The 15,074-nt window shown below is 71.4% G+C and carries 10 protein-coding genes; 4 read left to right on the forward strand and 6 right to left on the reverse strand.

Annotated features, from left to right (window positions below; all coding sequences use genetic code 11):
- The first annotated feature begins 172 nt into the window (after positions 1-172).
- The 4 genes from I2W78_RS14830 (at position 173) to I2W78_RS14845 (ending at position 4,259) form a co-directional block, all read left to right on the forward strand.
- A complete protein-coding gene (locus I2W78_RS14830) occupies positions 173-790 on the forward strand; it encodes a hypothetical protein (protein ID WP_230885454.1) in 618 nt (205 codons plus the stop codon).
- Positions 791-817: 27 nt separating this feature from the next.
- Complete coding sequence (locus I2W78_RS14835; RefSeq protein ID WP_196460248.1) at positions 818-1,861, forward strand: hypothetical protein; 1,044 nt, start codon at positions 818-820, stop codon at positions 1,859-1,861.
- Between the two features lie 163 nt (positions 1,862-2,024).
- The gene (locus I2W78_RS14840) at positions 2,025-3,044 is read left to right on the forward strand and encodes a hypothetical protein (protein ID WP_230885455.1); all 1,020 of its coding nucleotides are present in this window, start codon (positions 2,025-2,027) and stop codon (positions 3,042-3,044) included.
- Positions 3,045-3,260: 216 nt separating this feature from the next.
- Positions 3,261-4,259 carry an LAETG motif-containing sortase-dependent surface protein gene (locus tag I2W78_RS14845; protein WP_230885456.1) on the forward strand — a complete coding sequence of 333 codons (999 nt, stop codon included), beginning with the start codon at positions 3,261-3,263 and terminating at the stop codon, positions 4,257-4,259.
- Positions 4,260-4,346: 87 nt separating this feature from the next.
- Here I2W78_RS14845 and I2W78_RS14850 read toward each other — a convergent pair whose 3' ends face one another.
- The 6 genes from I2W78_RS14850 to I2W78_RS14875 all read right to left on the reverse strand — a co-directional run bounded on the left by I2W78_RS14850 (position 4,347) and on the right by I2W78_RS14875 (position 14,954).
- A complete protein-coding gene (locus tag I2W78_RS14850; protein WP_196460253.1) occupies positions 4,347-6,125 on the reverse strand; it encodes a GMC oxidoreductase in 1,779 nt (592 codons plus the stop codon).
- An 80-nt stretch (positions 6,126-6,205) separates the two neighbouring features.
- Entirely contained in the window at positions 6,206-7,831 is a 1,626-nt protein-coding gene (locus I2W78_RS14855; RefSeq protein ID WP_196460255.1) for a succinic semialdehyde dehydrogenase, read from the reverse strand.
- 104 nt (positions 7,832-7,935) lie between these two features.
- Positions 7,936-10,311, reverse strand: coding sequence for a serine/threonine-protein kinase (locus tag I2W78_RS40440; protein WP_230885457.1), 2,376 nt, complete (start codon positions 10,309-10,311; stop codon positions 7,936-7,938).
- A 43-nt stretch (positions 10,312-10,354) separates the two neighbouring features.
- A complete protein-coding gene (locus I2W78_RS14865) occupies positions 10,355-12,142 on the reverse strand; it encodes a protein kinase domain-containing protein (protein ID WP_196460256.1) in 1,788 nt (595 codons plus the stop codon).
- Positions 12,143-12,230: 88 nt separating this feature from the next.
- Positions 12,231-13,283 carry a serine/threonine-protein kinase gene (locus I2W78_RS14870; protein ID WP_196460258.1) on the reverse strand — a complete coding sequence of 351 codons (1,053 nt, stop codon included), beginning with the start codon at positions 13,281-13,283 and terminating at the stop codon, positions 12,231-12,233.
- A 78-nt stretch (positions 13,284-13,361) separates the two neighbouring features.
- On the reverse strand, positions 13,362-14,954 hold the full coding sequence (locus tag I2W78_RS14875) for a serine/threonine-protein kinase (protein WP_196464570.1): 1,593 nt from the start codon (positions 14,952-14,954) through the stop codon (positions 13,362-13,364).
- Between the last annotated feature and the right edge of the window lie 120 nt (positions 14,955-15,074).

Consider the following 15,074-nt stretch of genomic DNA (forward strand, 5'->3'; position numbering starts at 1 on the left):
TTTCAAAACCTTCACCAAATGACCACATTCAGCCTCATCATGGCCATTTCAAGCCAAACTTGATCCGCTCAACCGTTGGGCAGTGCTTGATCGATTTAGATCACCTCGTCCGTCCGCGATCACCGGGGCCTCCGATGAATGCGCAGGTGACGGACAGAGGGGAGCTCGACGAATGGCGATCAGACGGAGGACGACCTTCGTCGTGGGCGTGGCGGCCGCGGCCCTGGGCGCAGCCACCACCGTCGTCCACGCGGCTTACACGGACAACATGTACCCGACCGCGAACTACAGCCCGACGTGCCGGGACGGCGAGATGGGCGACACGTTCTGCCAGACCGACAACCGGACGCTGACGGCCTACCGGGAAGGCAGCCTGAGCTCGGCGGAGAAGAGCACCGTCTCGCGCGCGCTGAAGGACTACTTCGGGCCGACCGACCTCGTCGTGAAGATCCAGTCCTCGGGTGTCTACAGCGGCGGAGCCGAGACGGACATCATCTACAAGTCGAAGACGCTGGCCAGGACCAAGATCGGCATCGCCTGGTGCGACGACGCCGTCACGTCCCGGAAGTGCGACCAGCACTACATCGCCTTCAACAAGAACCACAGCGCGATCGGCCCCATCAACAAGGCGGACGCCTGCCACGAGACCGGGCACGCGGTCGGCCTGACGCACGGCCCCAACGCCAGCCCCGCCAAGGGCCTGCACGACAACCGGCTCGGCTGCATGTCCTACGACGACATCTACGGCCTGGGCGCGAACAACAAAGAGAACATCAACTCCACGTACTGAGAGCTGACCAGGGGGAATCTCGTGGCAATGACCACCAGAACAAAGATCACCGGGGTCGCGCTGGGCGCGGCTCTGGCGGGTTCGGCCGCGCTCGTCCCGTTCACGGCCGACACGGGGGCGGACAACGCCGGCCGGCCCGGCGAGGTCGTCCTGGCCGAGTCGAAGGACGCCGTCCCGTCCACCACCGCGACCGACTGGATCTCGTACGGCGACCATGCCGCGGTCGTCCGTGTGACGGCCGAGCACGAAGGTTCCGCGGACAGCGAGGAGGTCGCAGCCGGCGAAGGCTATCTGTCGCGGACGGTCGATCTGCAGGTCAAGGAGCGCGTGTGGTCGCGGTCCGGGGCCGCGGCGCTGCCGACCACGCTGACGATCGTCGCCGACGGCTGGGAGTTCAAGGGGGACACCAAATCCCGCGTCGGGTCGCACGACGCTTCGCGCCTTGAGGTCGGGCACGACTACCTCGTCTCGCTCGCCGGCTTCTCCGACGGCGAGTGGTCGACGCTGGGCACCGGCGGCATCCTCCCCTACGACGACAGTCAGGTGGGCCAGGGTGAGTTCGAGGGCGAGACGGTCACCGCCACCGCGTACCGCTCGACGCTGCAGGCGCGGCTGGTCACCGGCAATGAGCAGCCGCTGGCGTACCGGTCCGTCGGCAAGTCCGCGGCCGACGTCAAGACCTTCCTGACGAGCGCGACCCCGAACGCCACCGCGGCGCAGAACTACAACCTGGACGCCGTGGCCCGGGCACGACTGGTGGCCAAGGCCGCGCAGGCGGCCGCGGCAGCGGCGGACACCTTCTGCCGGGTGGCGGCGCCGCTCGCGACCGACGAGGGCAGCAAGTACACCTCCGACGAGCTCTCGGACATCGTCGGAGACCTCGCCGGAATGGCGGACACCCCGCTGAACGCCGCGATCCTGCGGGCCTACTCCGCGCAGCTCCGCTCCAGCACGGACACCACCACCTGGAACGAGAGCAAGGTCCGCCTGACCTCGATCGCCCGGATCGAGAGTGAGTGCGGCATCGAGGTGGGGTCACTGCTGCCGAACGACACCGCCGACGCGGAGTGATCCGACCACTCGGTCCTCCCTGAGCCGTGGCCCGAGCGATCGGGCCACGGCCTTGTCTCCGGACCCCGCCGCCACTCATGAACGATCACGGCCCCTGCCGCGTCGTAGTGGCGGCGGACCGCAGATGAGTCCCGCCTACGGCACTCGACCAAGGGAAGTCCCGTTGGCCATCACCATGCGCACGAAGGTCAAGACCGCTGTGCTGGGCGCGGCGCTCGCCGGTTCGCTCGCTCTCGTCTCGTGCGGGAACGGCAGCCAGGAACGCGCCGGCGGCCAGGACGTCATCGCCACCGACTCGAAGGAGGCGCTGCCTTCCAGCACCGCGACCGACTGGGTCTCCTACGGGGATCAGGTCGCCGTCGTGCGGGTCACGGCCGAGCAGGAGCGGCGCGACACGGGCGGGGCCGCCGAGGGAGGCGAGGAGTATCTGCCGAGGACGGTAGACCTGCGGGTGGATGAGCGCGTCTGGTCACGGTCCGGCGCACCGGCCCTCCCCGACAGCCTGTCGGTCACCGTCGACGGCTGGCAGGTCAAGGGCGACAGCCGGGTCCGCGTGGGGACTCCTGACGCTTCACGGCTGGAGATCGGGCACGACTACGTGATCTCGTTCGCCCGCTTCACCGACGGCGCCTGGGCACCGCTGGGGTCGGGCGGCGTTCTGCCCTATGACGACGGCCGGGTCGGCGAAGGGGAATTCGAAGGGGACTCCGTCACCGTCGACGCCTACCGTTCGGCGCTGCGGCGGCAGCTGGTCCCAGGCAGCGAGGAGCCGCTGGCGTACCGTGCCGCCGGGAAGCCCGCCTCCGCGGTCCGGGGCATTCTGCGCAAGGCGACTCCGGACCCCACGGCGGCACAGCACTTCGACCTCGATCCGATCGCCCGGTACCAGAAGGTCGCGGGCGTGGCCGAGCCGGCGGACACCTTCTGCTCCGTGGCGTCACCGCTCGCGGTTTCCGAGGGGAGCCGTCACACACCGGACGAACTCGCCCCCATCCTCACGGACCTCGCCGACATGGCCTCGGACGACGGCGCGCCGCTGCGCACGTACGCGACGTCGCTCCGTTCCGGCGGCTCCGCCCCGGTGGACGACACCGCCCGCAAGTCCTCGATCGACGTGATCGAGAAGGAGTGCGGCATCGAGGTCGGAGACCTGCTGCCGAGCGACACGGACGCCGCGGAGTGACGCGGGCGGCCGAGTTCCACGCGACCAGAGATGTGATGCAGCCCACATAAAGTCTATGTGAGTTGAGGGCAACTCCTTGTGGGCCTCACCGGTCACACCTACCGAATCAACAGGCCACTCTCGTATCTCCGAGAAAGGCCTCGCCCACCCGCGCCGCGGCCTTCGCTGCCGCAGCGCACCAGACTCCTCGAGGTCTTCATGAAGATTCGCCGTGCCATGGCAACCGCGGCCGCGACCGCGGTCATAGCGCCGCTCGCGCTGCTGTCGGCGCCCGCCGCGTTCGCGGATGACACACAGACGGCGACGCCGACCGGCACGGCCAGCTCGTCGACGACCGCCAGCCCGACCAGCACGGAGACGGGGACCCCGACCGGCACGGCCACCGCCACGCCGACCGAAACGGGCACGCCCACCAACACGCCGACGAGCCAGGCGCCGAGCTCGACGCCGCCGCAGACGTCCGAGCCGACCCAGACGTCCGAGCCGACCTCGGAGCCGACGGACCCGGAGGTCCCGTACTGCGAGGACCTGGACGAGAACTTCGCCAACGCCAAGGTGTCCGCCGACATCAAGGGCCTGCCGGGCAAGGTTGTCGCGGGTGACGGCTTCCACGCCTTCCAGCTGGTCGTGACCAACGAGTCGGACACCGACGTCGAGGGTGTCGCCTTCTACGCCGAGGTGGAGAACTACGAGCTCGACGAGTCGAAGTTCCTCAGCCCGTACGTCGAGCTGGAGTTCAAGAACCCCCAGACGGGGTCCTGGGACGAGATCCGGGACGAGTTCGGCTACGCCGGTGACTACTTCTTCTACGTGGAGAAGCTGAAGTCCAAGGCGAGCGAGACGATCGACCTGCGCGTCAGCATCGACGCCAAGGCCCCGGCCGGCGACGCCTACTCCTTCGGCTCCGGCGCCTACCTCGACAACATCGACGGCCAGGACTGCATCGCCGAGGGCTGGGCCCAGTACGACTTCGAGGTCCTGAAGGCCGGCTCCGAGAACCCCGCGCCGGGTACCGCCGAGCCGAGCGACAACGACGACAAGGACTCGGTGAAGAAGCCGCAGGGTGACGTCTCCGCCCTGCCCACCGGCAACCTCGCCGACACCGGTTCCAGCTCCGCGCTGCCCATGATCGGCCTGGTCGGCGGTGTCGCCGTCGTCGCCGGTGCGGGTGCGGTGTTCGTCGTCCGGCGCAAGAAGGCCGGTGCGGAGGCGTAAGCACGCCTGAGCCAGAGACAAAGAGAGAGGGAGCTGCGCTCGGAGGGGGGCGCAGGTCCCTCTCTCTTGATTTTCCTGTTCCTGCGGTTACTTCTTGGGCGGCACCGTCGGCATCCCCAGGAACGGCAGCCTCAGCGCGCCGAACGCGTCCGCCGGGACCGCCGGGGACGTCGGCTCGACCGGCTTCAGGCGTTCGTACGCCACGCCCTGCTGCGGGCGCGGGTCGGCCTCGCCCTTGTTCGGCCAGTACGACATCGCCCGCTCGGCCTGTGCCGTGATGGTGAGGGACGGGTTGACGCCCAGGTTGGCGGTGACGGCCGCGCCGTCGACGACGGAGATGCCCGGGTGGCCGTACAGCCGGTGGTACGGGTCGATCACGCCGGTCTCCCGGGAGTCACCGATCGGGCAGCCGCCGAGGAAGTGCGCGGTGAGCGGGGTGCCCATCAGTTCGCCGATGTTGCTGCCGGGGAAGCCGTTGATCTCCTCGGCGATCGCCGACGCGCCCTCCGAAGCGGCCTTGATCTGCTTGGGGTTGGGGGCGCCGTGGCCCTGCCTGGCGGTCAGCAGACCCTTGCCGACGCCGTCCGGCTTCAGATACGTCGTCAGTGAGTTGTCCAGCGACTGCATCACCAGGCCGATGATGGTCCGCTCCGACCAGCGGTGGTTGTTGAGGGAGCGGAGCATGATGAGGGGGTGCCGGGCGGCGTTGCGCAGGAAGGCCAGCAGGCGGGAGGAGCCCTCCGCGTACGGGATCTGCATGATCGCCAGACCGCCCATCGAGTTGGAGCCCTTGCCGTACCGGACCGGCTCGATGTGGGTGTTGGCGTCCGGGTGGATGGAGGACGTGATGGCGACGCCGCGTGTGAAGTCGACCTTCTGCTCGCCGGTGACCTTGCGGTAGCGGCGGTTGGTGGTCTGGGCGCCGACCAGGGCCTCGGAGTTGGTACGGGTGAGTTCACCGAGGCGGTCGGAGAGGTACGGCAGCCGGCCGGTGGCCTTCATGCGGTGCAGCAGGGTCTGGGTGCCGTAGGTGCCGGCCGCCAGGACGACACGCTGGGCGCGGAAGGTTCGGCCGCCGCCCTTCTTGCCCTTGTCGGTGGGCAGGGTGGTGACGGCGTACCCGCCCTGTGAGTCGTCGGTGACGGCGACGACCGTGGTCATGGGGTGGACGACCGCGCCGGCCTTCTCGGCGAGATAGAGGTAGTTCTCGTTGAGGGTGTTCTTGGCCCCGTGCCGGCAGCCGGTCATGCACTCGCCGCACTCGGCACAGGCCCGCCGGGCCGGGCCGGCGCCGCCGAAGTAGGGGTCGGCCGCCTCCTCGCCGGGGCGCGCCCTGACCTTGCCGTCGGCGTCCTCGCCGTCGCCGAAGAAGACCCCGACCGGCGCCATGTGGAAGGTGTCGCCGACGCCCATCCGCTGCGCGGCGGCCTTCAGGTGGACGTCGGAGGGGGTCATCGTCGGGTTCAGCCGCACGCCGAGCATGCGCTGGGCCTGGTCGTAGTACGGCGCCAGCTCCTCCTGCCAGTCGGTGATGTGGCCCCACTGGGGGTCCTCGAAGAAGGGCTTCGGCGGTACGTAGAGGGTGTTGGCGTAGTTGAGCGAGCCGCCGCCGACGCCTGCGCCGGCCAGGACCATGACGTTGCCGAGCAGGTGGATGCGCTGGAGGCCGTACATGCCGAGCTTGGGGGCCCAGAGGTAGTTCTTGAGGTCCCAGGAGTTCTTGGGGAGGGTGGTTCGGGTGAAGCGGCGGCCCGCCTCCAGAACGCCGACTTTGTATCCCTTTTCGGTGAGGCGCAGGGCGGTGACCGAGCCGCCGAAGCCGGAGCCGACAACTATGACGTCGTAGTCGTAGGTGTCCTGGGGCACGTGTGCTCCTCGTTGAGTGTCCGTGCGGGTTGTGAGTGGCTGGTCGCGCGCAGTTCCCCGCGCCCCTTGAAGACAGGGCGTCAGCGGAACCGGAAGGCCTTCATGAGCCGCAGGCTCCTGCTCATGAATTGCGCGTACTTCTCGTCGTCCATGCCCAGCGAGGGCGCCATCGGCAGCAGGCGCTGGTGGGCGATCGTCTGGGCCTCCGTGTACTTGAGGATGCCCTCGGAGCCGTGGCGGCGGCCCAGGCCGGAGTCCTTCATGCCGCCCATGGGGGACTGGACGCTGCCGTACGCCGGCGCGTAGCCCTCGTTGATGTTGACGGTGCCGGTGCGCAGGCGGGCGGCGACCTCGCGGCCGCGGCGGGCGTCCTTCGTCCAGACCGAGGAGTTCAGGCCGTACGGCGTGGAGTTGGCGTGCTCGATCGCCTCGTCGTCGGTCTTGAAGCGGTAGACGGAGACGACCGGGCCGAAGGTCTCCTCCGTGCAGACGGCCATGGGGGTCTCGACGCCGTCGAGGATGGTCGGCTCGTAGAAGTACGGGCCGATGTCCGGGCGGGCGACCCCGCCCGCGACGAGCGTCGCGCCCTTGGCCACCGCCTCCTCCACATGCCGCTTCACGGTCTCCAGCTGGCGTTCGCCCACCAGTGAGCCCATGTCGGCGCCGTACGCGAGGGACTTGCCGAGTCGCATGGCCTTCGTGCGGGCGGCGAAGCGGTCCACGAAGGCGTCGGCGATCGACTCGTGGACGTACAACCGCTCGATGGAGATGCAGAGTTGGCCCGCGGAGGAGAAGCAGGCGCGGACGGCGCCGGCGGCGGCCTTCTCGACGTCGGCGTCCGCCAGGACCAGCATGGCGTTCTTGCCGCCCAGTTCGAGGGAGACGCCGACGAGTCGGGCGGCGGCGCCCTGCGCGACCTCGCGGCCGGTGCGGGTGGAGCCGGTGAAGGAGACGTAGTCGGCGTGCTTGACGACCTCGGGGCCGACGACCGGGCCCTCGCCGAGGACGACCTGGAAGACCTCCGCGGGCAGCCCGGCCTCGATCAGCAGGTCGCGCGCCCACAGCGCGGTGAGGCAAGTCTCCGTGTCCGGCTTCATCACGACGGCGTTGCCCGCGACGAAGGCCGGGAGCGCGTCGCCCACCGACAGCTCCAGCGGGTAGTTCCAGGGGGCGATCTGGCCGACCACGCCACGGGGGTGGCGCAGTTCGGTGACCTTGGTGAGGGTCGGGATGGCGCCGGTGTGCCGCTTGGGCTTCAGATAGGCGGCGGCCCTACGGCCGTAGTGCCGGGCCGCGACGGAGACGGCCTGCACCTCCTCGTGGGCGTGCAGCCGGGCCTTGCCGGTCTCCAGCTGGATCAGGTCGAGGACCTCGGCCTGGCGCTCGAGGACCAGGTCGTGGAAGCGGAGCAGCACGGCTGCGCGCTGCCGGATCGGCGTCTGCGCCCACACGGCCTGTGCGCTGCGGGCCGCCGCGAACGCCTTCTGTACGTCCTCCGGCGTGGACTCGGGCAGGTCGGCCAGCTTCTCGCCGGTGAACGGCGTGTGGTTGGCGGTCCGGCCGGAACCGGCCACGCCCCGGGTGAGCTGGGCGATCAGCTCGGGGGTGACCACGTCCGCGGCGGTGCGGGCGCCCTCGGGGGCGGGGGCGAGGGGGTTGGTGCCGGTGCTGTGCGTGGCCTGCTCCAGGGCCTGCGAGTCCGTCATGAGCCGCAGGGTATGCCGCGCCGAAGGCTTTGTGTACCCGTCGGTAATCGGGATTCACCGAGTGCACACATCCCGCCAGTGATCACTGGCAACGAACCTGCTGATCAGGGCGTTGGTGAGGCCCGGTCGGCTTCGATCTGGAGTCGGTCGCGGGCGCCCTTGAACACGGCGGTGCCCTTCTTCTCGTCGGGCGTGCCCTTGGGCATGTCTACGCGCAACTCGTACATACGGCTGTCGTCGGTGAGGATCACCAGTTGCATGACGCGGGTCGGGTCCTCCGCCGTGTTGTAGGTGGTGTCGGCGAGGACGGCTTCCTGGCCGTCGAAGCTGGTGCGGGTGTACTGCGTGCGGGCGTCGCCGTTGTAGCTGTCCCAGGTGGCGTGCGCCTCGCGGGCCCGGGTCATCGGGGAGCCGGGTGCCTTGTCCCACTGGGTGAGGCGGACCTGGATGGTGTTGCCGAGGGCGTAGACGACCAGGCGGGGCGGATCCTCGGCACTGCCCTCGCGGGCGGCTTCCGCGTAGTCGCCGGGGAGGGCGAGGACGGCGGCCAGGTCCTTCTCGCGGTGCTCGATCCAGGTGGGGCGGGCGGACTCGACGACGCCGGGGGCCGAACTGTGGGTGGCGGTGCGCTCCGTGACGGACGCCTCGTCGGGGTCGGGGTCGGGGCGGAAGGAGGACGTGGCGAACCAGACGCCGCCGGTGAGGAGGATGCCGAGCAGGACGGCGGGGACGGGGTGGCGGAGGGGGTGACGTGCGGCGGCTTTCGTGGGCCGTTGGGTGGGATCCGGGGCCGTGGGCTGCTCGGAGGGGTCCGGCGCCGTGCGCCGCTCGGGGGCGTCCGGCTCCGACGGCTGCTCGGCGGGATCCGGGGCCGACGGCTGCCCGGTGGCGTTCGGTGCCGTGCGCCGCCCGGAGGGGTCCGGTGCCGTGCGCTGTTCGGCGGCGTCCGGCTCCGACGGCTGCTCGGGGGCGTCCGGGGCCGTGCCCTGCTCGGGGGCGGCCCGGGCCGTGGGCTGCTCGGTGACGTCCGACTCCGACGGCCGCCCGGAGGGGTCCGGTGCCGTGCGCCGCCCGGAGGGGTCCAGTGCCGTGCGCTGTTCGGCGGCGTCCGGCTCCGACGGCTGCTCGGGGGCGTCCGGGGCCGTGCCCTGCTCGGGGGCGGCCCGGGCCGTGGGCTGCTCGGTGACGTCCGACTCCGACGGCCGCCCGGAGGCGTCCGGCGCCGTGCGCCGCCCGGAGGGGTCCGGCTCCGACGGCTGCCCGGTGGCATTCGGCGCCGTGCCCTGCTCGGGGGCGGCCCGGGCCGTGGACTGCTCGGTGACGTCCGACTCCGACGGCTGCCCGGAGGCGTCCGGCGCCGTGCGCCGCCCGGAGGGGTCCGGCTCCGACGGCTGCCCGGTGGCATTCGGCGCCGACGGCTGCTCGGCGGGATACGGGGCCGACGGCTGCCCGGAGGCGTTCGGCGCCGTGCCCTGCTCGGAGGCGTCCGGCGCCGTGCGCTGTTCAGGGGCGTCCGGTGGGGTCGTCCGCGGCTGCGGTACCGCCGCGGCCTCCCCCCGCAGCCGTACCGTCCCGGCGTCGTCCGCGAAGCCCTCCAGGTCCGACGCCTCCTGAGCGACCGCCGCCGCATCGTCCGGCACCTTCGGCCAGTCCTCCGCCACCGCCCCCAACCCCGCGGCGACCTCCTCCGGCCCCGGCCGCTGCTCCGGATCCTTCGCCAGGAGCTGGACGAGCAGCGGCCCCAGCGGGCCGGCCTGCTTCGGCTCGGGCAGATCCGCGGCGAGGATCGCGGCGAGCGTCGACTCCAGCGTCGTACGGCGGAACGGGGACCAGCCCTCGACGGCGGCGTACAGGAGAACCCCCAGTGACCACAGGTCGGAGGCGGGGCCCGCGCTGCGGCCGGACATGCGTTCGGGGGCGATGAACTCCAGGGAGCCGACGAACTCCCCACTGGCGGTGAGGGATTCCTCGCCTTGGACGTGGGCGATGCCGAAGTCGGTGAGGACGACGCGGCCGTGGGGGCCGAGCAGCACATTGGCGGGTTTGACGTCCCGGTGCACGATGCCGACCGCGTGCGCGGCACGCAGCGCGCCGAGGACGGCGAGGCCGATACGGGCGGACTCGGCGGGTGGGAGCGGGCCGCGCCGCAGCAGCTCGTGAAGGGATTCTCCCCGGATCAACTCCATGACGATCCAGGGGATTCCGTCCTCCTCGACGACGTCGTGGATGGTGACGGCGGACGAATGGTCGACGCGGGCGGCGGCCCGGGCCTCGCGGTACAGGCGGTGGCCGGCCCGGCGGTGGGACTCGTCCTCCGGATGACCCGGCAACCGGGGCTGCTTGACGGCGACTTCCCGCGCGACGAGTTCGTCACGCGCCCGCCAGACCGTGCCCATGCCACCGGAGCCGATACGTTCGATCAACCGGTAGCGCCCGCCGACCAGACGACCGTCGCGCTGGTGTTCGCCGCCGTCACTCATGTCCCATCCCTACCCTGCGGGACACGTCTTTGTCGACGCGGGGTCAGAGCTTGTCGATGTCCAGGTTCGCGATCGCGATCCGGGCCACCTCTCGGCCCCGTTCCGTGAAGTCGCCCGCGCCGGGGTAGCTGACGGTGAGCTTGTACATGTCCCCGCCGGAGGTCCGGTAGTAGAAGATCTGCACTTCGCGGGGGAGCGGATTCTGGCTGTCGGTCGTCTTGTACGCGATGGTGTTCCGCGCGGCGTCCTTGCCCTTGTACTTGGTCTCGTCGTCCGGCTTGGTCGCCGGGTTCTCCGGCATCGCGAAGTCGTAGCTGCCGCTCTGCTCGAAGACGCCGTTGTCCTCGTACATCTCGGCGGCCGCGGACTCCTTGATGGAGTTGCCCGTGTCCTCGGCCTTCTTGTCCAGGCGCAGGCCGACCCAGATGCTGCCGCTCAGGTCGGTGTACGTCACCCAGTGGTCGTCGTCGGTGTCCTCGGGCACGGCCCGCGTGTAGCCGTCGGGAAACGCGACGGTCGCGGCGACGTCCCTCTCGGCCTTCGTCTTCCAGCCCTCGGGCAGCGGGCCCGCGAACGGGTCGGCGACGACCAGGTACGCCGCCACCGCCGCAGCGACGACCGCCGCGCCCAGCCCGAGCAGCGTCTTGCGGCCCAGCCGGATCCCGCCCCCGTTGGTTCCGGCGACGGTCACGACCTGCGTGGGCGCCGGCGCGGGCGTCGGCGGATTGGCGGCCGCTTCCAGCAGGGAGCGGACCTGGGCGGCGTTGGGACGGCGCGCCGGGTCCTTCTGGAGCAGGCCGTTGATGACCTCGGCGAGTGGACCGGACGCCGAGGCGGGCGGCGCGGGCGTGGCGTTGAGGACGGACTGGAGGGTGGCCGGGGTGTTGCTGCGGCGGAACGGCGAGACTCCCTCGGTGGCCGCGTAGAGCACGACGCCCAGCGACCACAGGTCCGACGCCGGGCCGGGGCGCTGGCCGAGGACCCGCTCCGGGGCGATGTACTCGGGCGAGCCGACGAAGCCGCCGGTGTCGGTCAGGTTCGTCTCGCCCTCGATCTGGGCGATGCCGAAGTCGGTGAGGACGACGCGGTCGTGACGGCCCAGCAGGACGTTGTCCGGTTTGACGTCCCGGTGCAGGATGCCGGCCGCGTGCGCGGCCTCCAGCGCGCCGAGCACCTCCAGGCCGATCCTGGCCGCGTCGCGGGCGGAGAGGGTGCCCTCCTGGAGCGCGTCGCCGAGGGAACGTCCCTGCACGAGCTCCATCACGATCCACGGCCGGCCGTCCACCACGGCGACGTCATGGACGTTCACCACCGCCGGGTGGTCGAGCCGGGCCGCGGCGCGGGCCTCGCGGCGCATCCGCTCGAAGGCGTTGTCGCGTTCGCGCTCGGGAAGGTGATCCGGGACGCGGGGTTCCTTGACCGCGACCTCCCGGTCCACCGTCTCGTCCTTGGCGCGCCACACCGTGCCCATGCCGCCGTGCCCGAGCTTGGCGAGCAGCCGGTAGCGGCCCGCGACGAGCCGACCGGCACCGGGGTCCTGCGGAGGCTGGTGGGCGGGCTGCTGCGGGGTGTGGGGCGCGGGCTGCTGCGGGGTGTGGGGCGCGGGCTGCTGAGGCGCCGGGTGCGCGGGTTGTTGCTGCGGATTGTGGTGGGACGGTTGCTGCTGCGGCGTCGGTTGGGCGTGGTGCGCGGGCTGCTGCTCCGGCACGACCTGGGTGGGCGATGCGTACGGGTTGTTCGGATGCGGTACTGCGGCGGGCTGAACCGGCGGTTGCAGACCAAAACTCGTTGGCTCGTCGGACCCGTAGCGGGCTCCCCCGTTGTTGCTCATGCGTCCATGCATATCGCGGCAGGCGCTTCGGCATCCACCGCGAAGGCTCACCGGTCACAGACCCGTGACTCGGGCCGTCGCTTATCTCCTATTTAGGTGGGCTGTTGGAGGCGTCGGCGGACGGCGACGCGGACGTGCTCAAGGACGTGCTCGGCGTCGGACTCACCGGCGTACCCCCGCCCTCCCCGGCACCGCCGTTCATGAACAGCGCCGCCGCCGACACCCCGGCCGCCACCATCGCGGCGACCAGCAGGGCGATCACCAGCCGGTCCCGCGGGATGCGTTGCGGGCGGGTCGGCTCCGGCGTACGGCCCGTCTCCAGGAACTCCCCCAGCATCCGCTCCGCCTGCGCCGCGTCCAACCGCCGCTCCGGGTCGCGCTCCAGCAGCCCGAGTACGACGGGCAGCAGCGGCCCGACCTGCGCGGGCGGCCGGATCGGCGCGGCCACCACGGCGTGCAGGAGACCGCCCAACGAGTCGCGGTGGAACGGCGATTCGCCGCTGACCGCCGTGCACAGCAGCACGCCGAGCGACCACAGGTCGGAGGCCGGGCCGGTGCCGGACCCCGACATCCGCTCGGGCGCGGTGTACTCGGGCGAGCCGACGAACGTCCCCGACTCGGTGAGCGTGGTGGCGCCCTCGACCTGGGCGACGCCGAAGTCGGTGAGGACGACACGGCCGGTGCCCGACTCGATGAGCACGTTCGCCGGCTTGAGGTCGCGGTGCAGGACGCCGTCCTCGTGCGCCGCGCGCAGCGCGCCGAGCAGGGCGATGCCGATCCGGGCGGCCTCGCGGACGTCGACCGGGCCGTGCGCGGCGATCCGGTCGGCGAGGGAGCCGCCGTCGATCAACTCCATGACGATGTAGAGGCGTTCGTCGTGCTCGACGACGTCGTGGACGACGCTGATGTGCGGGTGCCGCAACTGGGCCAGCGCACGGGCCTCACGCAGCGTGCGATCGCGTGAGGAACGGACGCGGGCCGCCGACGGCGAGTCGTCCGGGACCAGTTCCTTGACGGCCACCTGGCGGCCGAGCAGCTCGTCGGTGGCCCGCCAGACGACGCCCATGCCGCCCCGCCCGAGCGCCGCCTGAAGCCGGTAACGGCCCGCGATGACCCGCTCGTCGGACCCCTCGCTCCCCATGAGCACATCATGCCCCAGCCGGAGCGGGACCCTCCGGGCCGAACGGGTGGCGTGGCCGACAAACGCCCATGCCCACGGTCAGGACGACTTGGGCCGCCACCCTTGCAGCAGGGTGTCGAACTGCTTCCGCGTCGTCTCCCAGTCCGCCGCGGGAGCCGACATGTAGATCGCGTACTCGACGCCGTCCCGGGCGATGTACATCTCCTCGATCGCCCGGCGCGGCCCCGCGTAGACGCCCGGGTCACTCTCCAGCGCGACCCATGTGTACTCCCACAGGGAACCCTCGCGGTCCCGGTAGTTGTTCTTCTCCATGGTCACGCGCTGGTACTGCGCCAGCCGCTGGAGCTGCTCCTCCAGGTCCAGCTGGTGCTCGTAGGGGTCGTCGAAGTCCGGTGAGGTGTCGACGGCGATGCGGACGAGGTGGATACCGCCGTCGGGCGAGTAGTCGATCTGCGTGAGGTCGCCCTGGACGCCGTACACCGACCGCTTCCAGCGATCGCTGGGCAGCGAGAGGCTGAAACCGGCCGGGTCGTCCTTGCGCACCCAGGTGGCCGGGACTGACTCCTGCGGGCTCGGTGAGGTCGAGGCGGAGGGGGTGACGGACGACGTGGCCGACCCGCCGTCCCGGGAGCGGCTCTCGTCCCACTGCTGCACCAGCACCGCACCGGCCCCGCCGACGACCGCCGCCATGGCCACGACGAGGGCCAGGGTGCGCAGCCGACGCCGCCGTGGGGCCGGCACGGCCACCGGGGCGGGAGCGACGTGGTGCGGCCGGGAGTGCTCCCGCGTCTCCTGCCGCGCCGGGCCCGGCTCCGGCTGCCGTGCGGGCGGCACGTACACCTCGGTCACCTGCGGCCGGCCCCCGTCCGCCACCTCGGCGAGCAGCCGCTCCGCCTCGTCGGAGGCGGGCCGCGCGGCCGGTTCCTTGCGGAGCAGCGCGTTGATCACGGGTCCGAGCGGGCCGGCGTTCCGGGGCTCGGTGGGATGCTCCTCGACGACGGCCTGCATGGTGGACAGCGGCGAGGTGCGGCGGAACGGCGAGGTGCCCTCCACCGCCGTGTACAGCGTCGCGCCGAGCGCCCACAGGTCGGACGCCGGTCCCGGGTCGTGCCCGCGGATCCGCTCGGGGGCGAGGTAGTCCACCGAGCCGACGACCTCTCCGGTGCGGGTGATCGTCGTGTCGCCGTCGATCTGCGCGATGCCGAAGTCGGTGAGCAGGACGCGGCCGTCGTCGGCGAGCAGCACGTTGCCGGGCTTGACGTCCCGGTGCAGCACGCCGGCGGTGTGCGCGGCCCGCAGGGCGCGCAGCACCCACATGCCGATCCGGGCGGCCTCGGCGGACTCGACCCGGCCCCGCTGCTTGACCGCGTCGGCGAGCGAACGGCCCTCGACCAGCTCCATCACGATCCACGGCCGGCCGTCGTGTTCGAGTACGTCGTGGACGGTGACCACGGCCGAGTGGTTGATCCGCGCGGCAGCGCGCGCCTCCGCACGGGTGCGGGCCAGCAGGACGGCCTGGTCGCTCTCGGAGACGTAGAGCGCGGCGGTCAACTCCTTGATCGCGACGGCCCGGTGCAACACCTCGTCATGGGCACGCCATACCCGACCCATGCCACCGCTGCCGATGGCGTCGGTGAGCCGGTAGCGGCCCCCGATGAGCGCGCCCTGCATCTGATTCACGTTTCCCCGCAATGCTCTTGACAGAGTCAGGGTAGGGACCCGTCCTCGAACGGGGAACCACGGGGGCGCCAAGGAGACCGCACTGTGACGGTTGTCGCTTTCGGTGACCGG

Source organism: Streptomyces spinoverrucosus, from assembly GCF_015712165.1.
In the GTDB taxonomy this organism is placed as follows: domain Bacteria; phylum Actinomycetota; class Actinomycetes; order Streptomycetales; family Streptomycetaceae; genus Streptomyces; species Streptomyces spinoverrucosus_A.